Origin of the sequence: Flavobacterium jumunjinense, assembly GCF_021650975.2 — a bacterium.
GTDB classification, from domain to species: Bacteria; Bacteroidota; Bacteroidia; order Flavobacteriales; family Flavobacteriaceae; genus Flavobacterium; species Flavobacterium jumunjinense.
In genome coordinates this window covers 1,102,828-1,128,426 of sequence record NZ_CP091285.1, presented here as the reverse complement: position 1 = coordinate 1,128,426, position 25,599 = coordinate 1,102,828, and the positions used below count along the sequence as shown (strand labels likewise).

The following is a 25,599-nucleotide window of genomic DNA, read 5'->3' as shown; positions in this document are numbered from 1 at the left end:
TCTTTCTTTTGTTTTTATTTTCCATTAAATGTGTTCATGGTGTTGTTTAATCCTGCTAGCGTAAATGATTTTATAACTTCTGAAGCTACTTGTAGTCTTTCCTTTAGTTTTTCTTTTTCATCATCACTCCACTCGCCAAGAACATAGTTTACTTGTTGTCCTTTTTTATATTCATCACTAATTCCAAATCTAAACCTAGGGTATTCACTTGTGCTTAAAATTTGTTGGATACTTTTTAAGCCGTTATGACCTCCATCACTGCCTTTGGGTTTAATTCTAATGCTTCCAAATGGTAAATTTAAATCATCGGTTATAACGAGTATATTCTCTTTTTCTATATTTTCTTTTTCCATCCAATACTTAATCGCTTTTCCACTTAGATTCATGTAAGTATTGGGCTTTAAAAATAGTAATGTTCTACCTTTGATTTTGAATTCTGTAATGTCTCCTAGTTTAACAGTATTATAGCTTAATTTTTCTTGATTTGCAAAATGATCAAGGATTTTAAAGCCTATGTTATGACGTGTGTTAACGTATTCGGAGCCAATATTTCCTAGTCCAATAATTAAAAATTTTTTCATTGGTATTTTTTCTTCTTTTTTTCTAAATATTTTTTTTAGCCAATTCATTTTGCAAAAATAGTTTAATTTATTTGTTTATAAAAAATGCTATTCTGTTAGTTGTGATAGGTTGAAAAAAAGAAAAGCACCAGTAGAACTGATGCTTTTTCTATTATTAAAAATAATTGGATTATTTTTTCTTTGCTGGAGCAGCTTTTGCAGCTTTTGCAGCTTCTTGAGCAGCTTTCATTGCAGCACGAGAAATTCTTACTTGACACACAACAGTGTTGTCAGGATGCATTAATTTAAAGTTATTTGTTTCAATTTTAGTAACGTATAACTTATTACCCATTTGTAAAGGATTAATATCTGCTTCAACAAAATCAGGTAAGTTTTTAGGTAATGCTTTTACTTTTAAACGACGTTGGTTTAAACGTAAAACACCACCAGCCATAACTCCAGGAGATTTTCCAGTAACTTTTACAGGAACTTCCATAACAATTTCTTTATCTTCGTTTAATTCGAAGAAGTCAATGTGTAAAATTGCATCTGAAACTGGGTGAAATTGGATGTCTTGTAGAATAGCTTCAACTTTTTTTCCATTTTCTAATTCAATTACAACAGTGTGCGCGTTTGGAGTATATACCAAGTCTTTAAATGCTCTTTCATCTGCTGCAAAATGTACTGGTTGATTTCCTCCGTAAATAACGCAAGGAACCATTCCAGCATCGCGAACGGCTTTTGTTGCTTTTTTGCCTACGCTTTCTCTTTCTGATCCTTTAATCGTAATTGATTTCATTGTGTAAATATATAATTAATAAAAATAATTCAATTTGGTAATACTGCTTTAGTGCATTACATTAAAAATTTTCCACTAATGGAATTGTTGTTTTGTACCATATGCATTACATCTGCAAATAGTTTAGAGCACGAAACAACTTTTATTTTTTTAGACTCTTTCTGTAATGGAATAGAATCTGTAACAATTAATTCTAATAATTTAGAATTCTCAATCTTTTCATAGGCTTCACCTGACAATAAAGGATGAGTACATATTGCTCTAACGCTTAGTGCTCCTTTTTCCATCATTACATCGGCTGCTTTTGCAAGTGTTCCGCCTGTGTCTATCATGTCGTCTACTAGAATAACATTTCTGCCTCTAACGTCTCCAATAAGTTCCATCGTGTCAATAACATTTGCTTTCTTTCTCTGTTTGTAGCAAACCACAACGTCAGATTCTAAAAATTTAGAATATGCATATGCTCTTTTTGATCCTCCCATATCTGGAGAAGCAATTGTTAAGTTGTCTAAATTTAAACTTTTTACATAAGGTAAAAAGATTGTAGAGGCAAATAAATGATCTACTGGTTTCTCGAAAAAACCTTGAATTTGATCTGCATGTAAATCCATGGTCATAATTCTTGTAGCTCCAGCAGCTTCTAATAATTTAGCAACTAGTTTTGCTCCAATCGGAACTCTTGGTTTGTCCTTTCTGTCTTGTCTTGCCCATCCGAAATAAGGAATAACTGCAGTTATATGACGTGCTGATGCTCTTTTAGCAGCATCTATCATAAGCAGTAGTTCCATTAAGTTATCCGAATTAGGAAATGTTGAACAAACTAGAAAAACTCTCAGCCCTCTTATCGATTCTTCAAAAGAAGGTTGAAATTCTCCGTCACTATATTTAGAGAACGTAACTTTACCTAACGAAGCTCCATAGCTTTCAGCTATCTTTTCCGCTAAGTACACACTCTGAGAACATGCAAATATTTTTGCCTCAGGCTCGTTGTATGACATCTTAATTTATTGTTTAGTAGTTGGTTAGTGTTGTGCTGTATAATTGTGCTGCAAATTTAGAAATAAATTTTAACTCTGAAAGTAATTTTTCAAGTATTTTGTTATGTTTTTTTAAAAAAATAATTACATTTGCACTCTCAAACATCAAGATAAAGATTTTTATTGTTTTCTTGATATGCCTTGGTGGCGGAATTGGTAGACGCGCACGACTCAAACTCGTGTTCTTCGGAGTGTGGGTTCGATTCCCACCCAGGGTACATAAATAAAAAAGCTTCAATATTTCATTGAAGCTTTTTTATTTTAGGATCTCTTTGTTTACTCTTCCAGAAGCAATCCATGATGAGATTATTCCTAGGGGGATAATTGTTAATATGACGATGCCAATATTTTTTATTTTGAAAACAACAGGATATGGAAAGTCAGGTGTTATCATTAGTAAAGAGAATTTTTGCTGAATAAGTATTAATAGGGTTCCAAGTGTTATTCCGAAGAATAATCCAAAAAAGGTAATTATTGTTCCTTGTATGAAAAATACTTTTCTAATATCATTGAAATTTAGTCCAATATTGTAAAGGGTATAGATGTTTTCTTTTTTATCTATTATTATCATGACAATTGCGCCAGCTAGACAAAACAGTGTTAAAATCACAACTAATGTACTGAATAGGTATATGAATAAGTTTTCAGAATTTAGCATTTTATATAAAGAGTCGTTTAGTTGAGCTTTGGTTTTTATTGTTACCTTGTTCTTAAAGATATCTTTAAGTTCTTTTATTGCTGTTTCTTCTGAGGTATTTGTGTTTGATTTTAACACAATACTGGTTACTTGGTTGTTTTTGAAATTAAACAGTTTTTGTGTAATTGAAATGTCGCAAAAAACATATTTATTGTCAATGTCTTCGTTTATGTTAAAGATTCCAACTGGTTGGAGTTTTGCTGAGTTGAATGCGTTTTCATTGTTCTCTATTAGTCCGCTTCCGGGTTTGGGGGAGAATATGTTTAAGGAATTGTTGTAGTCAAATAATCCAAGTGAGAGTTTTTTTGAAATTTCTGTTCCAACAATTACTTGGTTTGAATTTGCTTCTAGCCAGTTTCCTACGTATAAATGTCGGTCAATTGCGCTTACACTTGTGAATAAGCTGTCGACTCCTTTTATAATTGCGATTTGTTCTTTGTTGTCGTAGTTAAAAAGTACTCTGTCTTCAATTATTTTAGAATAATTACTGAAGTTGGTGCTGTTTTTTATTTGTTCTTCTTGGTTTTTAGTAAAAAGAAAGGATTTGCCAGAATTTGGAGAGACAGTAAAGTCAGGGTCTGATGTGTTGCTGTAGCTTAGTGTAAACTCTCTTAGGCCACTAAATACAGAAAGAAAAGTGAATAATGCCATAGCACTTGCGATAATTGCAATGGTTGCAATTATCGTAATGATGTTTATTGTAGAGTTTTTACTAAAACTTACAGCATATCTTTTTGCTATGTAAAATGGGAAATTCAAATCTTAAGATTTTTTCCTTTTTTCTAATAAATCAGGATTGGTTACGGGGTTTTCTTTTCCTGTTAAAGCGTCGTCAATCTTTTCGATATAATCAAGACTGTCATCAATGTAGAAAATTAAATTAGGTACTTTTCTTAATTGATTTTTTACGCGTTGAGCTAAATCATGTTTTATTAAAGGTGTGTTGCTTTTTATTGCAGTAAGTATTTCTCCAGCCTTTTCAGTTGGAAAGACACTTAAGAATACTTTTGCAATTGATAAATCTGAGGTCACGTTTACTTTTGAAACAGAAATAATTAAATTATTTAAATTATTTTTTCTTATTTCACCTTGAAGTATATCTACAAGATCTTTTTGTAGTAGTGTGCCTATTTTTTTTTGTCTATTAGTCTCCATTTTGCAAAAATACGGATTATTGTTATATTTTAAGGGTTATTTTTTTTAAGTAAAACTTTTTGTTATTTTGTTGTTCTTAAAATGATAAATAAAATGATAAATAAAATTGAACATATTGGAATTGCAGTAAAAGATTTAGAAGTCTCTAATTTGGTTTTTGAAAAGCTTTTTGGTGTGGCTTCTTATAAGGAAGAAGAGGTGGAGAGTGAAGGTGTTAAGACTTCTTTTTTTATGAATGGTCCCAATAAAATTGAATTGTTACAGGCGATAAGTGACGCGAGTCCTATAGCTAAATTTATAGAAAAAAGAGGAGAAGGAATTCATCATATTGCTTTTGATGTTACGGATATTGTGAGTGAGATTGAAAGATTGAAAAAAGAAGGTTTTGTGGTTTTGAATGAAATTCCTAAAAAAGGTGCTGATAATAAGTTAGTTGCTTTTCTTCATCCAAAGAGTACTAATGGAGTCTTGATAGAGCTTTGTCAGGAGATAAAATAAAATATAAAAAAAAGTTGCAAGTAATAAAAAAATGCTGTAATATTGCAACCTCAAAACCGGTCCTATAGCTCAGTTGGTTAGAGCACCTGACTCATAATCAGGTGGTCCCTGGTTCGAGCCCAGGTGGGACCACAGAAACAAAATAGCCTGTAAAGGCTATTTTTTGTTTTATTAAGAAATATTTAAGTATTTTTGTAAAAACATTGTTTAGTGCGAAAATATTATTATTTTAGTGCTCTGTTATTTTTGACATGTTTTTGCATGTAGATAAATATTAATGATTTGTTGTTTCTTGTTAAGGGAATAACTTTATATTTTATAACCATGAAGTTAATAGTGAATAAAATAGTTTTTATTTTGATGATGTTGGTGAGCTTTGAGGGTGTGTTCTCTCAAACAAATCCTCCTCCTCCGCCTACTCCTCCGCCTGGAGATGTTCCAGTTGATGGAGGTGTTTGGTTTATGTTAGTTGTAGGGATTGTATTCGGATATTACTCAATTAGGTATATTTACAAAAATAAAAGAAGCTCTATATAGAGCTTCTTTTATTTTTGTAAATCATGTATTCTTTTTACGTATTTTCCGATAACGTCAAATTCAAGATTAACAATGTCTTTTGTTTTTATGTTGTTAAAGTTTGTATTTTTATAAGTGTAAGGTATTATGGCGACGCTAAATTCATTCTTCTTTGAATTTACAACAGTTAGGCTGGTTCCGTTAATGGTTATTGATCCTTTTTCAATTGTTATGTTGTTAAGTTTTTCGTCATATTGAAAAGTAAAATGCCAGCTCCCTTTTTCTTCAGATTTATTAATACATGTGGCAATTTGATCAACATGTCCTTGAACAATGTGTCCGTCGAGTCTGTCTCCTAGCTTCATGGCTCTTTCAAGATTAATTGTGTTGTTTTTTTTCCATGTTCCAATGTTAGTCTTGTTGATTGTTTCTTTAATTGCGGTAACAGTGTATTCGTTTTCTTTAATATCAACTACTGTTAAGCATATTCCATTATGTGCTACACTTTGGTCAATCTTTAGCTTGTCTGCTAAATTTGAGGTTATTTTTATGTGAAGATTTTCTTGGTCTTTAATGATTTCTTTGACTGTTCCTAATGTTTCAATGATTCCCGTAAACATAACTAATTTTATTTTACTAAATTTGCAGTTCAAAAATAAGCATTTAATAGGACTAATTATGGTTAAAAAAGCAGAAAATATAATTGTAGGTATATCTATTGGTGATTTAAATGGGATTGGTCCAGAAGTTGTACTGAAGACATTTGAAGATAATAGAATGTTGGAATTGTGTACGCCTGTAATTTTTGCAAATATCAAGATTGTGTCTTTTTTAAAGAAAAATCTGAGTTTAGATGCTAGTTTGCATGGAATTGATGATTTGAGTCAAATTGTTGTCGGAAAGATTAATGTACTGAATGTTTGGAAGGAAGGTGTGAATATTGATTATGGAAAAAACGATGAAGTTGTGGGTAAGTATGCAATTAAATCTTTTCAATCAGCAACAAAAGCGTTAAAGGAGGGTTTGGTTGATGTTTTGGTAACGGCTCCTATAAATAAATACAATATACAATCTGAAGATTTTAAATTCCCTGGGCATACAGATTATTTAGGTCAGGAGCTAGAAGGTGATGCATTAATGTTGATGATTCATGATAAGCTTAGAGTTGGTTTATTAACGGATCATATTCCTGTTAATGAAGTGTCTAATGCTTTGACGGAAGAGCTTTTGTTTAAAAAAGTAGAAACTGTAATTGATGCTTTAGAAAAGGACTTCGGAGTAGTTAAGCCTAAGGTTGCTTTGTTGGGGCTTAATCCTCACAGTGGTGATAACGGTGTTATAGGTGATGAAGAGGAGAAAATTATTAAGCCAGCTGTTAAAAAAATGTTTGATTCTGGAAAAATGGTTTTCGGGCCCTATTCATCGGATAGTTTTTTTGGGTCTACTCAATATGAAAAATATGATGCTATTTTAGCAATGTACCATGATCAAGGTTTGATACCTTTTAAAACGTTATCTTTTGGTAAGGGGGTAAATTATACTGCGGGTTTAAGTAAAATTAGAACATCTCCAGATCATGGGACTGCCTATGAGATAGCGGGTAAAGGAGAGGCTAGTTATGAGTCATTCAGGGAAGCGGTATATTCTGCTATGGATATTTTTAAGAAAAGAAATGAGTTTTTAGAGTTAATAAAAAAGCCTCTGAAAGTCAGGTAAATAGAGTTGTAAACAAAAAAATGTTTATAACTGGTTTGAATTTATAATAATTTTATATCTTTGCATCCCATTAATGATGGGTAAACTGTTGTTATGAAGAAATTAAAAGAGTATTTGATTCAGTTTGCTGGATTGAAATTAGGAAAGCATCAGTTTGATTATCAGTTAGATAATTCGTTCTTTGGTTGCTTTGATTATGACGAGTTTAATGAGGTTAATATCGATGTTGTTCTGATTTTAGAAAAAAAGAATACAATGCTTGAGCTTAACTTTGATTATAATGGAGTCGTAAATATACCTTGTGATTTGACAAATGAGTTGTTTGATTTACCTGTTAAAGGAAAATTAAAACTGATTGTTACTTTTGGCGAGGAATTTAATAATGAAAATGAAGAGTTGCTTGTTTTGCCTCATGGTGAGTTTCAAGTTGATGTTTCACAATATATATATGAAGGCATAGTCCTTTCTGTTCCGGTAAAAAGAATTCATCCAGGAGTGAAAGATGGAAGTTTAAAATCCGAAGCATTGGAAACATTAGAGAAATTGGCACCAAAAGTAGAAGAACAAGAACAAGAAAATATTGACCCTAGATGGGAAAATTTAAAAAAACTATTAACGGATAAATAATATAGTAAAATGGCACATCCTAAGAGAAAAATCTCCAAAACAAGAAGAGACAAGAGAAGAACACATTACAAAGCATCTGTACCACAAATCGCTACATGTCCAATCACTGGAGAAGCGCATTTATATCATAGAGCTTACTGGCATGAAGGAAAAATGTATTACAGAGGTCAGGTTGTAATTGATAAAGCAGTAGCAGTAGCTTAAAGCTTTGAAGAAATAGAGAAAAACTCTCACACAGTGAGAGTTTTTTTGTTAAACAGACTTTTGTTAGTTTACAAGCTCTATTTTTTCTTTGGTTTGATTTTTTTTTTGTAATTTCCACCACTCGTTAAAATAATGTTTTGTTTAATGAGGAAAAATAATTTTTATGAATAAAATTACAGCCGCGATTACAGCAGTAGGCTCTTATGTGCCTGACTATGTGTTGTCTAATAAGGTATTGGAAGAGCTAGTTGAAACCAATGACGAATGGATTACTTCTAGAACAGGAATAAAAGAAAGAAGATTATTAAAGGAAGAAGGTCAAGGAACTTCGTTTTTAGCTATAAAAGCTGCTCAAAATTTAATTGAGAAAGCACAAATTGATCCTAAAGAGATTGATTTGGTTATTATGGCTACCGCAACACCAGATTTACTTGTTGCCTCGACGGGTGTTTATGTAGCAACTCAAATTGGGGCTATTAATGCTTTCTCTTATGATTTGCAAGCAGCTTGTTCAAGTTTTTTATATGGTATTTCAGCAGCTTCAGCTTATATTGAATCTGGACGATATAAAAAAGTATTATTGATTGGAGCAGATAAAATGTCTTCTATCATAGATTATACAGATAGAGCAACTTGCATTATTTTTGGTGATGGAGCTGGTGCAGTATTGTTCGAGCCTAACAGCGAAGGATTAGGATTGCAAGATGAGATACTGAAAAGCGATGGAATTGGAAGAGAATTCTTAAAGATCGAAGCAGGAGGTTCTATTTTGCCACCTTCAGAAGAAACGGTAAAAAACAAACAACATTATGTTTTCCAAGATGGAAAGACAGTATTTAAATATGCTGTTTCTGGAATGGCTGATGTAAGTGAAAAAATTATGCAACGTAATAATCTTTCGCATGATGATGTAAGCTGGTTAGTGGCACATCAAGCAAATAAAAGAATTATTGATGCAACTGCAAACAGAATGGGTATAGATGAAGAAAAAGTCTTGATTAATATTCATCGTTATGGAAATACTACTTCCGCAACTTTACCATTACTGTTGTCTGATTTTGAAAGTCAATTAAAAAAAGGAGATAATATCATTTTTGCTGCATTTGGAGGTGGATTCACTTGGGGTGCAGTTTATTTAAAATGGGCATATGACAAAAAATAACAAACTAAACCAAATTCCAAACAATATGGATATTAGAGAAATTCAAAACCTAATTAAATTTGTAGCTAAATCAGGTGCTACAGAAGTGAAATTAGAAATGGATGATTTTAAAATCACCATAAAAACTACAAACGAAGGGCCAGAAGCAACTACAACTTATGTTCAACAAGTTCCTGTTTCTGCTGCATTGCCTCAGGCTTCAGCCCCTCAGCCAGTTGCTCCTACAGCACCAGCTACACCAGCTGCACCAGTAGAAGAAGATAACTCAAAATTCGTTACTGTTAAATCACCAATAATTGGAACCTTATATAGAAAGCCAGCTCCAGACAAGCCTGTTTTTGTTGAGGTAGGAGATACAATTTCTAAAGGAGATGTTGTTTGTGTTATTGAAGCAATGAAGTTATTTAACGAAATTGAGTCTGAAGTATCAGGTAAAATTGTTAAAGTATTAGTTGATGATTCTTCTCCAGTAGAGTTTGATCAACCATTGTTTTTAGTAGATCCGTCTTAAAAATTAGAAATTAGAAATCAGAATGTTTAAGTTTTATTGATTTTTGTCTTAGAGGCTTTAATTTCTGTATTCTAAATTTATTTATTGTCTAATTATCTAATTAATCAAGATATGTTTAAAAAAATATTAATTGCAAATCGTGGGGAAATTGCTCTCCGTGTTATTAGAACTTGTAAAGAGATGGGCATTAAAACGGTAGCTGTTTATTCTACTGCTGATGCTGAAAGTTTACATGTTAGATTTGCTGATGAAGCAGTTTGTATTGGTCCTCCTGCGAGTAGTTTGTCGTATTTAAAAATGGCAAATATTATATCTGCTGCAGAGATAACAAATGCTGATGCTATACATCCAGGTTATGGTTTCTTGTCTGAAAATGCAAAATTTTCAAAAATATGTCAAGAACACGGAATTAAATTTATTGGAGCTTCTCCAGAAATGATTGATAAAATGGGAGATAAGGCTTCTGCAAAAGCGACAATGAAAGCTGCAGGAGTTCCATGTGTTCCTGGTTCAGATGGTTTATTGGAGTCTTTTGAACAAACTCAGAAGTTAGCTAAAGAGATGGGGTATCCTGTAATGCTTAAGGCTACTGCTGGAGGTGGAGGAAAAGGGATGCGTGCTGTTTGGAAAGAAGCAGATTTGTTAAAAGCATGGGAAAGTGCTCGTCAAGAGTCTGCTGCTGCTTTTGGTAATGATGGGATGTATATGGAAAAGCTTATTGAGGAGCCACGTCATATTGAAATACAAGTTATAGGAGATTCATTCGGTAAAGCATGTCATTTATCGGAAAGAGATTGTTCTGTGCAACGTCGTCATCAAAAATTAACAGAAGAAACTCCTTCTCCGTTTATGACGGATGAGTTGCGTAACGCAATGGGGGAGGCTGCTGTTAAAGCTGCGGAATTTATCAAATATGAAGGAGCAGGAACAGTTGAGTTTTTGGTTGATAAGCATAGAAATTTCTATTTTATGGAAATGAATACGCGTATCCAAGTTGAACACCCTATTACGGAGCAAGTTATTGATTATGATTTAATTCGTGAGCAAATAATGGTTGCAGCTGGAATTCCAATATCTGGTAAAAATTATTTCCCAATGCTCCATTCTATTGAGTGTCGTATTAATGCGGAAGACCCTTATAATGATTTTAGACCATCTCCAGGTAAAATAACAACATTACATACTCCTGGAGGGCACGGTGTGCGTTTAGATACTCATGTGTATTCTGGTTATACAATTCCTCCTAACTATGATTCAATGATAGCGAAGTTGATTACAACTGCTCAAACTAGAGAAGAAGCAATCAATAAAATGAAAAGAGCTTTAGATGAGTTTGTAATCGAGGGGATAAAGACAACAATTCCTTTTCATAGGCAATTGATGGAAGAACCAGATTATGTTGCTGGAAATTATACAACAAAATTTATGGAGTCTTTTGTGATGAAAGATAGAGTAGAAGAATAATTAAAAAGCTCCCGATTGGGAGCTTTTTTTTATGTAATTGTTAAATATCTTCAACTTCTTTAAATGGCATCATGATAGCGTGTGTTTTAAAAGAAACACTATTAAAGTGTTTCTTTTAGCCATTTAAAAAATTCATTTTGCCAAACTAAGCCATTTTGTGGTTTTAATATCCAATGATTTTCTTCAGGGAATAGCATAAATCTACTTTTAATCCCTTTTAGTTGAGCAGCTTGGAAAGCTTCTTGACTTTGTCCAATTGGTACACGGTAATCTTTTGCTCCTTGTATTATAAAAATAGGGGTGTTCCAATTGTTAACAAGATTGATAGGGTTAAATTCATTATATGATTTTTGAGCAAGTTTATTGTCTTTGTCCCAATATGAACCTCCCATATCCCAGTTGGTGAAGAAAACTTCTTCGGTTGTTCCATACATGCTTTGCATGTTGAAAATTCCTGCATGAGCTATAAATGTTTTGAATCTGTTCTTATGAATCCCTGCTAAATAAAATACCGAATAGCCTCCATAACTTGCGCCCACTGCTCCAATTCTATCTTTGTCTACGTATGCTTCTTTCGAAATGTTATCTATTGCACTTAAATAATCATCCATTACTTGTCCGCCCCAATCTTTACTAATTTGTTCGTTCCATTTTACACCATGTCCTGGCATTCCTCTTCTGTTTGGAGCAACTATAATATAGCCTTGAGATGCCATGACTTGAAAGTTCCAGCGATAAGAATAAAATTGAGACAATGCTCCTTGTGGTCCGCCTTGACAATATAGTAATGTTGGATATTTCTTTTTAGGATCAAAATCTGGCGGTAAAATAACCCAAACAAGCATCTCTTTTCCATCAGTAGTTTTTACCATTCTTTTTTCAACTTTCGGTAATGTCAATTTTGAATAGATAGCTGTATTGATATTGGTCATTTGTTTCCAGTCTTTCTTTTTTAAATCATAACTAAAAATTTCATTGGCATGATTCATATCGCTTCTTGTAATGATAGCTCTATTTTCATTAATTTCGATAATTTGATTTACATCAAATTGCCCCATTGTTAGCTGTTTTACTATTGGTGCGATTTTTGTTAATCCTGGAAAGTTAACTTCAAAAAGCTGTTTTGTACCGCCAACTGGTGCTAAGAAAAAGATTTTTTTTCCGTCTTTGCTCCAAGTGAAACTATCAACTGTTCCATCCCAATTTATGGTAAGATTGGAGTCAAAACCTTTAAGTCGAACGATGATATCGTTTTTATCAGCTTCATAGCCGTCGCGCTTCATTTGTAGCCATGATAAATCTCCGTTTGGTGAAAATTGAGGAGCAACATCATAACCCGTATACTTTTCGGTTAAATTTGTTGTTGTTTTAGAAGAAATATCATATTCGAATAAATCGGTATTAGTGCTAATTGCATAAGATGTTCCGACCTTCTTTTTTGATACATAGATGATTTTGTTGCCTTCAGGAGACCAAATGTAATCTTCATCACCTCCAAATGGTTTTTGTGGGCAATCAAACGGTTCGTCTTTCATGATGTCAACTTCTTCGTTTTTATTATTAGAAATAAAAACATGATTATGATTTCCGTCATTATAGGTGTCCCAATGACGATAATCTAAAGCATCATAAATTTTAACATCGCTTTTATCTAGCGAAGGATAAAAGTCTTTTCCGTTTACGCTTTGTATTTTGATTTCTTTATGAGTTAAAGTCCAATTGCCATTGCTAGATTTGTTTTTATCGGAAAGTAGTTCTTTGTACTCTTTTATTTCAACTGGAGTGCCGCCTTCAATTGGTAATAAGTAATATTTTGATTTAGAATTATTTTCTTTTATAGAAGGTATTGATACTTTGTAGATGATACTTTTATTATCATTAGATATTCCTAAAGGAGAAATTCTTCCAAGTTGCCAAAGCAGTTCAGGTGTCATTTGTTCTTGTGCGGTTGTGGATAATCCAGCCATGCTAAATAAGATTAATGCTATTTTTTTCATTTCTTGTTTATTATTATGTAATAAAGTTTAAAAATAAATATTTTATATTTAATAGGAGGTATGTGTAGTAATAAAAAAAGGCCTTCAATATAGATTGAAGACCTTTTTTAGAATTTGATTTAGTTTATTGTTTTATAAACTGTTTACTTATTGTATTCTCGTTATCTGTAATCTCAATAATGTAATTTCCAGCATTTAATCTGGAAACATCTATAGAGTTGTTCGCTATTTTTCCGCTTAAGACAGTTTGTCCTAGTAAACTGTGTACTTTATAGGTTGCGTTGTTGGATATTGAACTGATATTTAACAAGCTGGTTGTCGGGTTAGGATAAATAACTACTTCATTTTCTAAAGCTAATGAGGTAGTTTCTTCATTGTCTCTAGTAGAAGCTGTAATGTTTATTGTGTAATCCTCTACTTGTCCGTAAGTGAAAGATTCACAAGAAGTTGGGGTTCCGTTGTATTTCATTGAAACTCTCATTCTTGTTGCTCCTAAATTCGCATTTGTAGGAATAGATATTGAACCGCTAACAGGGGTGTTTTTTGTAGCTCCAATTGTTATAACTTGTTCTCCTGTATCAGTGAAGTCACCATCTTGATTGAAATCAATCCAAACGGCGTATCCTTCGCTGTAAACAGTTCCAGTCCATAAAGGAGTGATTGTAATTGTTTGTGAAGTTCCTCTTGATACAGATGTTGTGATAGCTGTAAAGTCTTCATAGCCAGTTGTACCTGATGATGAATTATTGATACTTCCATATTCAACTTTGGCAATTCTTTCGTCGTTTGTATTGTTTCCTTGTGAGGTACAATATGTAACTGAGTTAGAAAGAGTAGTTACAGATGCTGTGTTGCTTGTTGCTGAAAGATTTCCAGCAGCGTCTTTTGCTTTTACTGTAAATGCGTATGTTGTTGCAGATGTTAAGCCTGTTACTGAATATGTTGTTGTCGTTGCGGTACCTATTTGTGTTCCTGCTTGGTAAACGTTATAACCTGTTACGCCTACATTGTCAGTTGACGCTGTCCAAGATAAAGTTGTTGATGTCTGAGTTGTACCTGAAGCAGATAATGTTGGTGCTGATGGAGCTGTAGTGTCTGGTACTGATGTTCCAATGTTTACAGAGTAATCTTCTACCTCTCCGTATGAAAATGCTTCACATGAAGTTGGAACTCCATTGTATTTCATTGAAACTCTCATTCTTGTAGTGCCTGTAATTGCAGATGTAGGAATTATGAAGCTTCCTGTTACTGGTGTAGTTTGACTTGCAGCTTTGCTCCAAGCTAACTCATTGGCATCTGTAAAATCTCCATCCTTATTGTAGTCTATCCATACCGCATATCCTTCGCTGTATACAGTACCTGTCCATGTAGGAGTTATAGTAATGTTGTATGAAGTTCCTTTGCTTACGCTCGTTGAGATACTTGTGAAATTTGTATAGCCATTACCTCCATTAGAAGTGTTGTCAATTGTATTGAATTGAACTCGTCCTATGTATTCATCGTTTACACTGTTTCCTTTAGAATCACAATATGTCGGATCTGTTGTTCCAGTTAAAGTTGTTATAGTTGCGGTATTACTTGTGCCTGAAATATTTCCAGCAGCATCTTTAGCTTTTACAGTAAAATTGTAAGTAGTTCCAGGGCTTAATCCTGTAACTGCAAATGTTGTAGTAGTAGCTGTTCCAATTTGAGTTCCTCCTTGAAATACGTCATATCCAGTTACTGCAACATTATCAGTTGATGCAGTCCAAGAAAGATTCGTTGTTGTTTGTGTTGTTCCAGCAGCTGTAAGATTTGTTGGCGCTGAAGGAGCAGTTGTGTCATTTCCACTACCTTGAGTAATTGTAAAATTAGAATTAGAAATGTCAAAGAAAATATGATTTGTTCCTTTAATCATGATTCTGTTTTGATTTCCTGGTGTGTTAGGAATTGTAACAGATTGCGATCCATCATTTGGAGTTCCAGCTAATAGTACAGTGTTGAAATTGTTTCCTCCATCTGTAGATAGCAATATGTCAACATTAGCACAATTTACTCCATTTGCTGTCGTTCCAGCGACGTTCCATGTTATTGTTTGAGATGAATTTCCAGGGTAAGAAACTGCTGTATTTGGTGAAGAAACTGTAAAAGGTCCTGCTGTACTATTTACTGTAACAACCATGTCGTCACTGTTGTTTGCTGAACCACCAGCTCTGTTGTCTCTTACTGTAAATCTAAAATTCATTGTTCTAGCAACTGAAGGAAGAGCTTCAACTGTGATTTCTGCTCCTGTTGTTGTAGAAGAGTTTGCTAAAACACTTTCTAGTCTTGGGAACATTCTTGTTGGTGTAGTTGTAGGGTTGTATGATCTAAATGTTGGTCCAGACGTTCTTGTTGCACTTGCAGCAGAACTTGCTCCTGTAGCAGAACTTGCTGCGTTATCAAATTGTTCCCAGATGTATGTTAAAGCATCTCCATTGGCATCGGTTCCTGAGCCACTAAGAATGAAAGGAGTGCTTTTTGGGATTGTAAAATCGCTTCCCGCATCAGCAGTTGGTACTGTGTTTCCAGTGTTAGTTACTGTTGGGCAAGTTTTAGATTTGATATTGTTTGTTACTTGTTGAATACTTGCAGAATGAAAATAAGCATCAGAATGTGGTTGTACATCCTGACCAGTAATTCCAGCATACCCCATGATAGTTGAGCCAGAACCAGGTTCCATATTTACACCTGTTCCTTCATTGCTCATGGAAAATGTATGATTTGCTCCAAACTGATGTCCAATTTCATGAGCAACATAGTCGATGTCGAAATTATCTCCTTCAGGGATTGTACTTGATGTGAAACCACTTCCTTTTCCTGAATTGCAGACACAACCAATACATCCAGCATTTCCATTATTGCCAGCTTTTGTTAATAAATGACCGACATCATAGTTGGAATCTCCAATAACCGAAGTTAATGTGCTTTGCAGTTGACTGTTGTAGCTTGTAGTGTAAGGATCGGTTGATGCGTTAGTGTAGATTACGTCATCTGTGTTAGAAATTAAGACCATTCTTGCACTGAAATCTTTTTCAAAAACACCATTTACACGAGTCATTGTAGTGTTTATTGCAGCTAATGCAAGTGCTTTTGTTCCTCCAAAATGAGAAGAGTATTCTCCTGTAACTGACATTGCTAAGCGAAATGTTCTTAGTTTAGAGTCGTCAGCATTTGGGCGAGCTGCTGCATCTGAAGCTGCTTTATTGTTTGCGTGTTCAACAACACTACATTCAAATTTTGAAAATGCAGCTTTTCGATCTGCTTTTCGGTATACTGTATATGTTTTTAAATCTTTAGTATAAGGTTCGATAAATTCGGCAGATTTGTCTGCGTATAAAGTCATCGATTGAAAGCCTAAAGGAGATATGCTAAAATACACTGTAGCAGTTGGATTGTCAATGCCGTATCCAACATAAGATTTAATTTCAGGATATCTATTTGCTAGATCTTGTTCCATGTTTGAGTTTTCCAATACGGAGAAACGTTCCATTTTGCCATCCCTATTCGGAATTGAGATGATGGTGTTTGAGCTTTCATTAAAATTAACTCTTTTGGAAACACTTCTAATGCTTTGTTTAAGACTGTTGATGTCTAAGTTAAATAGGCTGGTGTTTGATAGTGAGCTTTTGTTTTCAAAAACCTGAGCATCGCTCTTTGTGGTTTTTTTCCAAAAAGTTTCTCCGTTTTGCGCAAACGAGAAACTTGTAATTGCAATTGCTGCAATTAAAAGAAATTTTTGTTTCATAATTTGTATAGTTTTGATTTTTAGCGCTTCAAAGATATATAAATTATTTTCAATTATTTTACAGTTTATTTATAAAAAAAGTTAAATCAATGTGTTAAGTGTAATTTTACTACAATTTTGTTAGTGATTTTTATTGATTACTTGTTAAGGTTTGGTTTTCTTTAAAATGATAAAATTAGGAGTTTAAAAAAATATGCTTATTTTCACGTTCTTAAAATTGAAACATATCTGAAATGAAGAAATTAGCGTTGCATTGGCAAATATTATTGGGAATGGTAATGGGAGTTTTGTTTGCTATAATGGTGATTAATGTTGGAGTACCTAAAGAAGAAAATGTTTTATTTGCACAAGAAAATAAAATTGAATGGTTGAAGCTTTTGTCTGAAAAAACAAAAGTTGAAGGAGAGCTTTCAGAAACAAAATCTCATTTTGATTCAAAAAAAATGAGTTTTAATGAGTTTTATACTAAAAAAGAAGAATTAGAATCAAGTATTAGGATTTTAAGTGATAAAATTAAAAAAGTTGAATCTAATATTGTAATTCCAGAATCTAAAGGAAGAAATTTTATAAGAAACTGGATAAAACCATTTGGAAATATATTTATTAATTTATTAAAATTAATTGCTGTTCCTTTGATATTAGCTTCATTAATAAAAGGAGTTTCTGATTTAAAAGATATTTCTAAGCTTTCAAAAATGGGTGGAAGAACAATCGGACTTTATATTCTTACAACTGTCTTTGCTGTTTCAATTGGTTTAACTGTTGTTAATATAATAAAGCCGGGGAGTTATATTTCTGAAGAAACAAGAACAGAATTAGTTGGTAGTTATTCAAATGATGCTAATTCTAAAATTGAAGCTGCGGAAAATCAAAAAAAAGCAGGTCCATTGCAAGCTTTGGAAGATATAGTTCCAAGTAATATAATTGGGGCTTCTGCGGATAATGGAAATATGTTGCAGGTAATATTTTTTGCTATTTTCTTTGGTATTGCATTAATATTAATACCTACAGAATTGGCAACTCCAGTTAAAGCATTTTTTGATGGTTTTAACGAAGCTATTTTAAAAATGATAGATATAATAATGCTTGCTGCTCCCTTTGGAGTTTTTGCATTGTTAGCGTCTTTAGTAGCAGAATCTCCAAGTTTTGACTTGTTTAAAGCCCTTGGGATGTATGGATTAACTGTTGTTTTTGGTTTGGCTCTTTTGATTGTTTTTTATCTGTTCTTGGTTAGAATTTTGACTAAGAAAAATCATAATTTTTTCCTTAATGGTATAGCTCCAGCTCAATTATTAGCATTTTCTACTAGTTCGTCAGCAGCTACACTTCCAGTTACAATGGAAAGAGTTGTTGATAATTTAGGTGTTGATGATGAAGTTGCTAGTTTTGTATTACCAATTGGTGCAACAATTAATATGGATGGTACTAGTTTATATCAAGCAGTTGCTGCCGTTTTTATTGCACAAGCTTTCGGAATGGAGTTGAGTTTTGGAGTGCAATTAGGTATAATTGCAACGGCAACTTTAGCTTCAATCGGTAGTGCAGCAGTTCCTGGTGCAGGAATGGTAATGCTAGTTATTGTTTTGGCACAAGCTGGAATTCCTGAGGCTGGTTTGGCATTAATTTTCGCAATTGATAGACCTTTAGATATGTGTAGAACTACAGTAAACGTTACAGGTGATGCTGCTGTTTCTATGATTGTTGCAAAGTCTGTTGATAAACTAGAATAATAGATTATATTTATATCTACTAAAAAATAATAAGTTTTTTTGTCCTTATAGTTATAGCTGTAATTTTAGGTGTCTTTGCTGGTGAAATCAGTCATTATTATTCCCCTTTCTTCTTAAGAAGATTTCTCAAAAAATGTAAAATTATTAGATGCTTTATCTCATGTAATTCTTAAAATGATAACCTATATTATTCGGGTTGCTCCATTTGGGATTTTTAGATCTGTAGCTATTTCTAAATATGGCTTTGGAATCTTTTATTTGTGTAATTATTATCTGATTGATATTGCAATCGGTATTATCATCCTTTGTGTTATATTGCTACTTGGTGGTTGTACGTTTTAGGAAAGCATTTGTTTGTGCTTCTACAAAGAATTAAAGAACCACTATTAATAGCTTTTTCCACAACAAGTTCCGAAGCATTTTTTTTAAATTAGTTGAAGAATTAGAAAGATTTGGTTGTCAAAATAAAATAGTTTCCTTTACTTTACCATTGGGTTATTTGTTTAACCTTGACTGGAGTATGATGTACATTGCATTTGCTAGTATTTTATTACGGAAGTGTATGGTATAGGTATTGGTGAGCAATCAACAATGTTGTTGGTTTTAATGTTAACTAGTAAAGGAGTTGCTGGTGTTTCTAGAGCATCTTTAATTTTAATTGTTGCTACTTCTGCTATGTTTGGTATTCCTCCAGAATGTATTGCATTAATTTTACCTATAAATCATTTCTGTGATATGGCAAGAAGTATGACCAATATTTTGGGTAGTTCTCTTGTCACTGCAGTTATTTATAAATGGGAAACAAAATCGATAATAGATGAGTGATTTTCACTGGACAAAACTTTTTAATCCAGAGTTTTATATAACGATGGAGATAAATGGAATTCCAATAGGAATTTATATGGTGTTATTTATTGTTTTTGCCGAAACAGGTTTATTTGCAGGTTTCTTTCTTCCTGGAGATAGTTTGTTGTTTTTATCTGGTATTTATAATAGAGAGTTAGTAGAAACTTTTTTTATTATTTCAAGTGATTTGTCTAATGTAATTGTTTTGTCGCTCTTAATTGCTTCTGCGGCAACTTTGGGAAATATTTTCGGATATTGGTTTGGTTCAAGAAGTGGTAATTATTTATATTCAAAAGAAGATAGTTTCTTTTTTAAGAAAAAATACTTAATTCAATCTCAGACTTTCTTTGAAAAGCATGGAGGAATTGCAATTGTTTTTGCACGATTTTTACCAATTGTTAGAACTTTTGTACCTATCATTGCAGGTATCGTACATATGAAGAAAAGTAAATTTATGTTCTACAATGTCTTTAGCTCATTATTGTGGTCCTTTTTATTGGTTTTCGCTGGACATTATTTGTATAGTCTTTTTTTGGATCAATTCAATGTTGATTTAAAACAGCATATAGAAACCATAATTCTAACTCTAATTGCCATAACAACTCTGCCTTTAGTTTTGAATTATTTTAAGCAAAAGAAATTATTAAAAAATAGTGAGAAATAATGCAACTTAGTTATTGGGAATTAAAAAATTGGTTTTCAAAAGTAGATTATACAATTGTTGGAAGCGGAATTGTTGGTATTCATTGTGCGCTTCAGTTGAGAGAAAAGTTTCCTACTTCTAAAATTATAATTTTAGAGAAAGGTATATTACCACAAGGAGCAAGTACAAAAAATGCAGGTTTTGCTTGTTTTGGAAGTATATCTGAAATTATAGACGATTTAAAAAGCCATTCTGAAGAAGAAGTAATTCAATTGGTTCAAAAAAGAATAAGTGGATTGAAATTATTACGAAATCGTTTAGGAGATAGTGTAATCGATTTTAAACCTTATGGAGGTTATGAGCTATTTCTTCAAAAAGATGAGAGTTTCTTTAATGAATGTATTCAGAAGTTACCCTTTATAAATGATGTTTTAAGACCGATTTTTAAAACTGATGTTTTTGTAAAAGAAGCAGATCGATTTAATTTTAAAAATATTTTCGAGTATTTGATTTTTAACCCTTTTGAAGGCCAGATTGATACTGGAAATATGATGCAAGCCTTGTTGAAAGAAGTGGCATCCAAAAATATTTTAATTTTAAACCAACAGAATGTAACTAATTATCAAGAATTAGAGAATCAAGTTGAGGTTGTTACGAATGAAATTACTTTTAAGACAAATAAATTGTTATTTGCTACGAACGGTTTCGCGGGTGAATTAACCCAAGGTAAAGTGCAACCCGCTAGAGCACAGGTTTTAATTACGAAACCAATACATAATTTAGGTATTAGAGGAACTTTTCATTTAGATCAAGGGTATTATTATTTTAGAAATATTGAGAACAGAATATTATTTGGAGGAGGAAGAAATCTTGACTTTGAAGGAGAAACTACTACAGAATTACATCAAACAAAAATTATTCAAGACAAGTTGGAGGAGTTATTAAAAACTGTAATTTTGCCGAATTATCAATTCGAAGTTGAACACCGTTGGAGTGGGATAATGGGAGTTGGTAATTATAAAAGTCCAATTGTCGAACAAATGTCCCAAAATGTCTATTGTGGTGTAAGATTAGGAGGAATGGGTGTCGCTATTGGGAGTTTAATAGGGAAAGAATTAGCAGATTTAATTTAGTGTATGGCAAAAAAAACTACTCCAAAAAAGAAAAAAACTTCAAATAAAAAACGTTCTTTCGGGCAAAAAATATTTCGATTTATATGGAAATCAATACTTTGGTTTAATATTGTGAGTCTGTTTTTTGTATTGTTGTATAAATTTGTTCCCGTTCCGTTTACACCTTTAATGATTATAAGGGCTTTTGAACAAAAGGCAAATGGAAAAGAAATGAGTTGCTCACATGACTGGGTGTCTATTGAAAATATTTCTCCAAACCTTCAAAAAGCAGTTATAGCCAGTGAAGACGGATTATTTTTAGAACATAATGGTTTTGATTTTAACTCTATGTTGAAAGCTTATGAGAGTAACAAAAAAGGAAAAAAAATAAAAGGAGGAAGTACAATTTCTCAACAAACAGCTAAAAATGTATTTCTTTGGCAAGGAAGAAGTTACGTGAGGAAAGGACTAGAAGCTTATTTTACTTTTTTAATTGAACTTATCTGGAGTAAAGAAAGAATTATGGAGGTCTATTTAAATAGTATTGAAATGGGAGACGGTGTATATGGTGCGGAAGCTGCTTCTAAACACTGGTATCATAAACAAGCAAAGAATCTAACAAGACATGAAGCTGCAGGAATTGCTGTAATACTTCCGAATCCAAGAAAATTCAAAGCGTCAAATTCTTCATCATATATTAATGGTAGAAAAGCAAAAATTAGTAAATACATTGGTTATACAAAATTGAGTTATTAATTATAATTTATTTTGAAAGAGATTTGTTTTAGAAAGATTTATTGCTATTTGGAAAGAAAATAAATGTCTTTTAAATAGTAATAGGTATTTTTACAGAATAACTTTATTTAATTGAATAACTTTAAAATCTTTTTTCATTTTCTTTTACTCTTTGTAAATTTTCTTTTTGCACAAGAGCCTGTTCATGTTCATTTAACTGAAAAAGATGGACTTCCTGACATAGAATTCTATAACATGATAGAAGATAGTAAAGGATTTATTTGGTTGTGTGCAGATAAAGGTCTTTTTAGATACAATGGAAGTGATTTTGTTAATTTTTCTAATTCTGAAAAGCGATTGAACTCTGTTTTTGGAGTAAAAGAAGATAGTTCAGGACGTATTTGGTGTAATAATATTTCCGGACAATTTTTTTATGTACAAAATAATGAACTAATTACTTTTATTGACTTAAGTAATTTATTACTAAAAGGACAGCTAACGGAGTTTTTAATATATGAAAATCATTTAGTTGTTTTTTCTAATTCTGAAATGTTTGTTGTTGATTTAATTACTAAAAAAATACTACAACAAAAAGATAATAAAAACTCAGGAAGTCCTTATCAATTTGAAGAGACCATTTTTATAGCAGGTTATAATTCGTTACAACAAATTAATTTAAAAAAAGACTTTTTAAAAAAAGACTTAATTACTTTTGATTTACAGTTAAAAAATAGTTTAGGAGAGAATATAGAAACTGGAAAAAGTCAATTTTTTCGGTCAAAAGATTATTTGTTTTGTAAAAAAAGACTAAACAGAGAGAGTGTTTTTTTTAATTTAGACTTGAAGCATAAAAAAATAAAGAATGTTGAAGGACTTGAATTATTAAAACAACTGCAAGTGATTTCAATTTTTGAAAATGAAAACAAAGTTTGGTTTGCTACTAATAACGGAGTTTATATTTACGAATATTTTGAAAATAAATTTCATTTCATAAGTAAATTCTTAGAAAACGAATATATTACAAAAATCATAAAGGATAAAGATGAAAACTATTGGTTTACAACTTTAACTAATGGTGTTTTTGTTATTCCTAATATTCACGTTCAGGAATACAAGATTAATAAAAACTTTATAAATATTAGCTGCCTCACAAAGCTTGATGATTCTTCTATAATTTATGGAACTAATAAAGGAGACGTGTCAATTTATAATTTAGATACTAACGATGAAAAAATCATTGATTTTAGCAACACGTCAAGGGTCTCTGCTTTGATTTATAACAAATGGAACAATAAAACGTATATCAGTAAAGATGAAATAGGATATACATTTAATAATGCTACACTACTTTCTAAAGAGTCAGATTTTTTATCTGTAAAAAACTTCTCTTTTATTGGAAAAGATAAACTGTTATTGGTTACGAATAGTAACGTTTTTATAAAGGATTTGAAGGATAAAAAAAATGATTTTTCACTTTCAAAGGAGCTAAAAAGAAGAGGGTATTCTTCGTATTATGACGCTACTACAAAAACCATTTACGTAGCTTATGTTGATAATTTAGTTTTTTATGATTCTTTGTATCAATCAAAAAATATAACGATTAATAACAACTCTATATATGCAAATACAATTTCACAAACTAAAGACGGTATCATTTGGGTAGGAACATTTAAAAAAGGTATTTATGCAATAAAAGAAGGGAAAGTAATTGCAGAATTTAATTCTAAAAAAGGATTGTTATCTAATCAAATTGAAAGTATTAAAGCAGATGGTAATAAACTATGGATAGCAACTTCAAAAGGAATTCAATTACTAGATACAAAAAAGAATACTTTTAAAAGTTTAACGAAGCGAGACGGCATAAAAACCTATCTAATTTCTGGAATTGAGGTTTTTGATAACAAGGTGGTCTTTTCTTCTGATAAAGGAATGTTTAGCTTCGCTAAAGATAAAGTTTTCAAAACAGTAAACCCTTCTCAAGTATATTTTTCTGGCATAGAAATAAATGAAAAAGAGCATAGTATCACTTCTTTTTATGAACTAGAGTACAACGAAAATAATATTAAATTTGTTTTTAACGCAAATGGCTTTCAATCACTTGAAAATAAGAGGTATATGTATCGCTTATTAGGAGACAACGAGAATTGGATTACTACAGACAAACAAGTTAATTCTGTAAAATATAACAGTTTGCCAAGTGGAGATTATACATTTCAAATTAAATCAATATTATCAGATATAAATGATAGTTCTTCAATTAAAGAAATAAAGTTTGTAATTAACAGTCCTTTTTGGCAAAAGTGGTGGTTTTATTTATTAGCTATTTTTTTAATAACTTTATTTTTTGTCTTTTATTTTAATGTTAGGATTAGAAAATTAAAAATTCGTCAAAATGAACTTCTAGAAAAGGAAATAGTTGATAAACAATTAGTTTTATATCAATTGGAAAATCTGAGATCGCAAATGAATCCGCATTTTATATTTAATGCATTAAACTCGATCCAAGAATATATCGTTTTGAATGAAAGAGAATTAGCTAGTTCCTTTTTGATAAAGTTTTCCAGATTAATACGTATTTATTTAGACCATAGTAGAGAAAATGAAGTTTTTCTTAAGGAAGAATTAAATGCGCTTGATATTTATCTTGAACTAGAAAAAAATCGTTTTGAAGATTTACTTAATTATACAATTAATATTGATCCAGAAATTAATAGTAGTAAAGTAAAAATACCTTCTCTTTTCATACAACCTTATGTGGAAAATTCTATTAAGCATGGATTGTTACATAAAGATGGAATCAGAAATTTAGACATAAAATTTTATCTTAATTCAACTAAAACCCTTCTTTTCTGCGAAATTATAGATAATGGAATAGGAATTGAAGCCTCAGAATTATTAAAAAAGAACAGACTTCAATATCATAAATCATTTGCTACAAATGCAACTAAAAAGAGGATTGAATTAATTAATACAAATAAGAAAAATAAAATCGAAATCGATACAATATCTAGTTCGAAAGGAACTAAAATCGTTTTAAAAATACCTGTAACAACATAATGAAAGTACTAATTATAGATGACGAAAATAAAGCTAGAACATTATTAGAATATTTAATGAGGAAAGAGTGTAGAGAAATTACTACAATTCTTCAGGCTCCAGATCTAGAAAAAGGAGTAGAAATTATTAGAAGAGAACAGCCTAAGATTGTTTTTTTAGACATAGAAATGCCGAAATATTCTGGCTTAGAGATTCTAGATTTTTTCGAAAATGAAGTAGTCGATTTTCAAATTATATTCACAACTGCTTATAATCAATATGCAATTGAAGCTTTTAAATTATCAGCGGTAGATTATTTGTTAAAACCTATAGATGGTAGCGAGTTAAAAATAGCAACCGAAAAAGCAATTCAGAATATAAAACAGGAAGGTGACAATTACAAGTTAGATGATTTAAAAAAAGCATTTCAGCAACTATCAATTAACAAACTGGCTTTAGATATTCCAAAAGGGATTCTTTTCGTAAGTCATGATGATATTATTTTGTTTGAAGCAGACGGCATGTACACCAAAGTATTTTTGCGAAATAACAAAACTGAATTAATCTGTAAGCCTATTAAGCACTTTGCAGAACAATTAGAAAAAACGGCTTTTTTTTATAAACCACATCGCTCTTATTTAATTAATTTAAAGCATATAAAAGTATTGTCAAAAAAGGATGGTTATCATTTAATTATGGAAAACAATAAAACCATTCCTATTGCAAAAGATAAAAGAGAAGAATTTATTAAAATAATTCAAGACGTTTTTAATAGTTAAACTTTCAGC

At 31.7% G+C, this 25,599-nt stretch carries 22 protein-coding genes, 2 tRNA genes and 1 pseudogene; 17 read left to right on the top strand and 8 right to left on the bottom strand.

Annotated features, from left to right (window positions below; all coding sequences use genetic code 11):
* Positions 1 to 14: 14 nt before the first annotated feature.
* The 3 genes from pth to L2Z92_RS05180 all read right to left on the bottom strand — a co-directional run bounded on the left by pth (position 15) and on the right by L2Z92_RS05180 (position 2,357).
* A complete protein-coding gene (pth, locus tag L2Z92_RS05190; RefSeq protein WP_379677980.1) occupies positions 15 to 581 on the bottom strand; it encodes an aminoacyl-tRNA hydrolase in 567 nt (188 codons plus the stop codon).
* A 169-nt stretch (positions 582 to 750) separates the two neighbouring features.
* Complete coding sequence (locus tag L2Z92_RS05185) at positions 751 to 1,359, bottom strand: 50S ribosomal protein L25/general stress protein Ctc (protein WP_236457771.1); 609 nt, start codon at positions 1,357 to 1,359, stop codon at positions 751 to 753.
* Between the two features lie 56 nt (positions 1,360 to 1,415).
* Complete coding sequence (locus L2Z92_RS05180) at positions 1,416 to 2,357, bottom strand: ribose-phosphate pyrophosphokinase (RefSeq protein ID WP_236457770.1); 942 nt, start codon at positions 2,355 to 2,357, stop codon at positions 1,416 to 1,418.
* Between the two features lie 177 nt (positions 2,358 to 2,534).
* On the opposite strand from L2Z92_RS05180, the gene L2Z92_RS05175 reads away from it, so the two are divergent.
* A tRNA-Leu gene (locus L2Z92_RS05175) sits at positions 2,535 to 2,614 on the top strand.
* Between the two features lie 38 nt (positions 2,615 to 2,652).
* On the opposite strand, the gene L2Z92_RS05170 is transcribed toward L2Z92_RS05175, so the two are convergent.
* Both L2Z92_RS05170 and rbfA read right to left on the bottom strand, forming a co-directional pair.
* On the bottom strand, positions 2,653 to 3,852 hold the full coding sequence (locus tag L2Z92_RS05170) for an ABC transporter permease (RefSeq protein ID WP_236457769.1): 1,200 nt from the start codon (positions 3,850 to 3,852) through the stop codon (positions 2,653 to 2,655).
* 3 nt (positions 3,853 to 3,855) lie between these two features.
* On the bottom strand, positions 3,856 to 4,248 hold the full coding sequence (gene rbfA, locus L2Z92_RS05165; protein ID WP_236457768.1) for a 30S ribosome-binding factor RbfA: 393 nt from the start codon (positions 4,246 to 4,248) through the stop codon (positions 3,856 to 3,858).
* A gap of 96 nt (positions 4,249 to 4,344) precedes the next feature.
* On the opposite strand from rbfA, the gene mce reads away from it, so the two are divergent.
* The 3 genes from mce (at position 4,345) to L2Z92_RS05150 (ending at position 5,283) form a co-directional block, all read left to right on the top strand.
* Positions 4,345 to 4,746 carry a methylmalonyl-CoA epimerase gene (mce, locus tag L2Z92_RS05160; protein ID WP_236458822.1) on the top strand — a complete coding sequence of 134 codons (402 nt, stop codon included), beginning with the start codon at positions 4,345 to 4,347 and terminating at the stop codon, positions 4,744 to 4,746.
* Positions 4,747 to 4,804: 58 nt separating this feature from the next.
* Positions 4,805 to 4,878 (top strand) — tRNA-Ile (locus tag L2Z92_RS05155).
* A 192-nt stretch (positions 4,879 to 5,070) separates the two neighbouring features.
* Complete coding sequence (locus L2Z92_RS05150) at positions 5,071 to 5,283, top strand: PID-CTERM protein-sorting domain-containing protein (RefSeq protein ID WP_236457767.1); 213 nt, start codon at positions 5,071 to 5,073, stop codon at positions 5,281 to 5,283.
* Between the two features lie 8 nt (positions 5,284 to 5,291).
* Here the strand turns inward: L2Z92_RS05150 and L2Z92_RS05145 are convergent, their stop codons facing one another.
* Positions 5,292 to 5,882 (bottom strand): riboflavin synthase, encoded by a 591-nt coding sequence (locus L2Z92_RS05145; protein ID WP_236457766.1) that lies wholly within the window; start codon positions 5,880 to 5,882, stop codon positions 5,292 to 5,294.
* 58 nt (positions 5,883 to 5,940) lie between these two features.
* On the opposite strand from L2Z92_RS05145, the gene pdxA reads away from it, so the two are divergent.
* The 6 genes from pdxA (at position 5,941) to accC (ending at position 10,946) form a co-directional block, all read left to right on the top strand.
* A complete protein-coding gene (gene pdxA, locus L2Z92_RS05140; protein ID WP_236457765.1) occupies positions 5,941 to 6,978 on the top strand; it encodes a 4-hydroxythreonine-4-phosphate dehydrogenase PdxA in 1,038 nt (345 codons plus the stop codon).
* A 93-nt stretch (positions 6,979 to 7,071) separates the two neighbouring features.
* Complete coding sequence (locus L2Z92_RS05135; protein WP_236457764.1) at positions 7,072 to 7,605, top strand: YceD family protein; 534 nt, start codon at positions 7,072 to 7,074, stop codon at positions 7,603 to 7,605.
* Between the two features lie 9 nt (positions 7,606 to 7,614).
* Complete coding sequence (rpmF, locus tag L2Z92_RS05130) at positions 7,615 to 7,809, top strand: 50S ribosomal protein L32 (RefSeq protein ID WP_236457763.1); 195 nt, start codon at positions 7,615 to 7,617, stop codon at positions 7,807 to 7,809.
* A 163-nt stretch (positions 7,810 to 7,972) separates the two neighbouring features.
* Positions 7,973 to 8,971, top strand: coding sequence for a beta-ketoacyl-ACP synthase III (locus L2Z92_RS05125; RefSeq protein WP_236457762.1), 999 nt, complete (start codon positions 7,973 to 7,975; stop codon positions 8,969 to 8,971).
* Positions 8,972 to 8,996: 25 nt separating this feature from the next.
* Positions 8,997 to 9,482 (top strand): acetyl-CoA carboxylase biotin carboxyl carrier protein, encoded by a 486-nt coding sequence (gene accB, locus L2Z92_RS05120; protein ID WP_236458821.1) that lies wholly within the window; start codon positions 8,997 to 8,999, stop codon positions 9,480 to 9,482.
* 111 nt (positions 9,483 to 9,593) lie between these two features.
* Positions 9,594 to 10,946 (top strand): acetyl-CoA carboxylase biotin carboxylase subunit, encoded by a 1,353-nt coding sequence (accC, locus tag L2Z92_RS05115; RefSeq protein ID WP_236457761.1) that lies wholly within the window; start codon positions 9,594 to 9,596, stop codon positions 10,944 to 10,946.
* A 101-nt stretch (positions 10,947 to 11,047) separates the two neighbouring features.
* Here the strand turns inward: accC and L2Z92_RS05110 are convergent, their stop codons facing one another.
* The gene (locus L2Z92_RS05110) at positions 11,048 to 12,943 is read right to left on the bottom strand and encodes a S9 family peptidase (protein ID WP_236457760.1); all 1,896 of its coding nucleotides are present in this window, start codon (positions 12,941 to 12,943) and stop codon (positions 11,048 to 11,050) included.
* A 124-nt stretch (positions 12,944 to 13,067) separates the two neighbouring features.
* Positions 13,068 to 16,709 (bottom strand): reprolysin-like metallopeptidase, encoded by a 3,642-nt coding sequence (locus tag L2Z92_RS05105; RefSeq protein WP_236457759.1) that lies wholly within the window; start codon positions 16,707 to 16,709, stop codon positions 13,068 to 13,070.
* A 233-nt stretch (positions 16,710 to 16,942) separates the two neighbouring features.
* Between L2Z92_RS05105 and L2Z92_RS05100 the strand changes: the two genes are divergently transcribed.
* The 7 genes and pseudogenes from L2Z92_RS05100 to L2Z92_RS05070 all read left to right on the top strand — a co-directional run bounded on the left by L2Z92_RS05100 (position 16,943) and on the right by L2Z92_RS05070 (position 25,590).
* Positions 16,943 to 18,439 (top strand): dicarboxylate/amino acid:cation symporter, encoded by a 1,497-nt coding sequence (locus tag L2Z92_RS05100; RefSeq protein WP_236457758.1) that lies wholly within the window; start codon positions 16,943 to 16,945, stop codon positions 18,437 to 18,439.
* Between the two features lie 135 nt (positions 18,440 to 18,574).
* Positions 18,575 to 19,264, top strand: a pseudogene (locus L2Z92_RS21470) (dicarboxylate/amino acid:cation symporter); the annotation flags it as partial.
* Complete coding sequence (locus L2Z92_RS05090; RefSeq protein ID WP_236457757.1) at positions 19,257 to 19,949, top strand: DedA family protein; 693 nt, start codon at positions 19,257 to 19,259, stop codon at positions 19,947 to 19,949. The pseudogene L2Z92_RS21470 and the gene L2Z92_RS05090, both read left to right, overlap by 8 nt.
* Positions 19,949 to 21,061, top strand: coding sequence for an NAD(P)/FAD-dependent oxidoreductase (locus tag L2Z92_RS05085; protein WP_236457756.1), 1,113 nt, complete (start codon positions 19,949 to 19,951; stop codon positions 21,059 to 21,061). Before L2Z92_RS05090 ends, L2Z92_RS05085 begins: the two co-directional genes overlap by 1 nt.
* A 3-nt stretch (positions 21,062 to 21,064) precedes the next feature.
* The gene (mtgA, locus tag L2Z92_RS05080; RefSeq protein WP_236457755.1) at positions 21,065 to 21,796 is read left to right on the top strand and encodes a monofunctional biosynthetic peptidoglycan transglycosylase; all 732 of its coding nucleotides are present in this window, start codon (positions 21,065 to 21,067) and stop codon (positions 21,794 to 21,796) included.
* Between the two features lie 111 nt (positions 21,797 to 21,907).
* Entirely contained in the window at positions 21,908 to 24,832 is a 2,925-nt protein-coding gene (locus tag L2Z92_RS05075) for a sensor histidine kinase (RefSeq protein ID WP_236457754.1), read from the top strand.
* Positions 24,832 to 25,590 (top strand): LytR/AlgR family response regulator transcription factor, encoded by a 759-nt coding sequence (locus L2Z92_RS05070; RefSeq protein ID WP_236457753.1) that lies wholly within the window; start codon positions 24,832 to 24,834, stop codon positions 25,588 to 25,590. Before L2Z92_RS05075 ends, L2Z92_RS05070 begins: the two co-directional genes overlap by 1 nt.
* The last annotated feature ends 9 nt before the right edge of the window (positions 25,591 to 25,599 follow it).

What these genes read in the sequence shown, in the direction of transcription:
- pth (WP_379677980.1), bottom strand. Translation starts at nt 581, where the DNA reads ATGAAAAAATTTTTAATTATTGGACTAGGAAATATTGGCTCCGAATAC.
- L2Z92_RS05185 (WP_236457771.1), bottom strand. Translation starts at nt 1,359, where the DNA reads ATGAAATCAATTACGATTAAAGGATCAGAAAGAGAAAGCGTAGGCAAA.
- L2Z92_RS05180 (WP_236457770.1), bottom strand. Translation starts at nt 2,357, where the DNA reads ATGTCATACAACGAGCCTGAGGCAAAAATATTTGCATGTTCTCAGAGT.
- rbfA (WP_236457768.1), bottom strand. Translation starts at nt 4,248, where the DNA reads ATGGAGACTAATAGACAAAAAAAAATAGGCACACTACTACAAAAAGAT.
- L2Z92_RS05150 (WP_236457767.1), top strand. Translation starts at nt 5,071, where the DNA reads ATGAAGTTAATAGTGAATAAAATAGTTTTTATTTTGATGATGTTGGTG.
- L2Z92_RS05145 (WP_236457766.1), bottom strand. Translation starts at nt 5,882, where the DNA reads ATGTTTACGGGAATCATTGAAACATTAGGAACAGTCAAAGAAATCATT.
- pdxA (WP_236457765.1), top strand. Translation starts at nt 5,941, where the DNA reads ATGGTTAAAAAAGCAGAAAATATAATTGTAGGTATATCTATTGGTGAT.
- L2Z92_RS05135 (WP_236457764.1), top strand. Translation starts at nt 7,072, where the DNA reads ATGAAGAAATTAAAAGAGTATTTGATTCAGTTTGCTGGATTGAAATTA.
- rpmF (WP_236457763.1), top strand. Translation starts at nt 7,615, where the DNA reads ATGGCACATCCTAAGAGAAAAATCTCCAAAACAAGAAGAGACAAGAGA.
- L2Z92_RS05125 (WP_236457762.1), top strand. Translation starts at nt 7,973, where the DNA reads ATGAATAAAATTACAGCCGCGATTACAGCAGTAGGCTCTTATGTGCCT.
- accB (WP_236458821.1), top strand. Translation starts at nt 8,997, where the DNA reads ATGGATATTAGAGAAATTCAAAACCTAATTAAATTTGTAGCTAAATCA.
- accC (WP_236457761.1), top strand. Translation starts at nt 9,594, where the DNA reads ATGTTTAAAAAAATATTAATTGCAAATCGTGGGGAAATTGCTCTCCGT.
- L2Z92_RS05110 (WP_236457760.1), bottom strand. Translation starts at nt 12,943, where the DNA reads ATGAAAAAAATAGCATTAATCTTATTTAGCATGGCTGGATTATCCACA.
- L2Z92_RS05105 (WP_236457759.1), bottom strand. Translation starts at nt 16,709, where the DNA reads ATGAAACAAAAATTTCTTTTAATTGCAGCAATTGCAATTACAAGTTTC.
- L2Z92_RS05100 (WP_236457758.1), top strand. Translation starts at nt 16,943, where the DNA reads ATGAAGAAATTAGCGTTGCATTGGCAAATATTATTGGGAATGGTAATG.
- L2Z92_RS05090 (WP_236457757.1), top strand. Translation starts at nt 19,257, where the DNA reads ATGAGTGATTTTCACTGGACAAAACTTTTTAATCCAGAGTTTTATATA.
- L2Z92_RS05085 (WP_236457756.1), top strand. Translation starts at nt 19,949, where the DNA reads ATGCAACTTAGTTATTGGGAATTAAAAAATTGGTTTTCAAAAGTAGAT.
- mtgA (WP_236457755.1), top strand. Translation starts at nt 21,065, where the DNA reads ATGGCAAAAAAAACTACTCCAAAAAAGAAAAAAACTTCAAATAAAAAA.
- L2Z92_RS05070 (WP_236457753.1), top strand. Translation starts at nt 24,832, where the DNA reads ATGAAAGTACTAATTATAGATGACGAAAATAAAGCTAGAACATTATTA.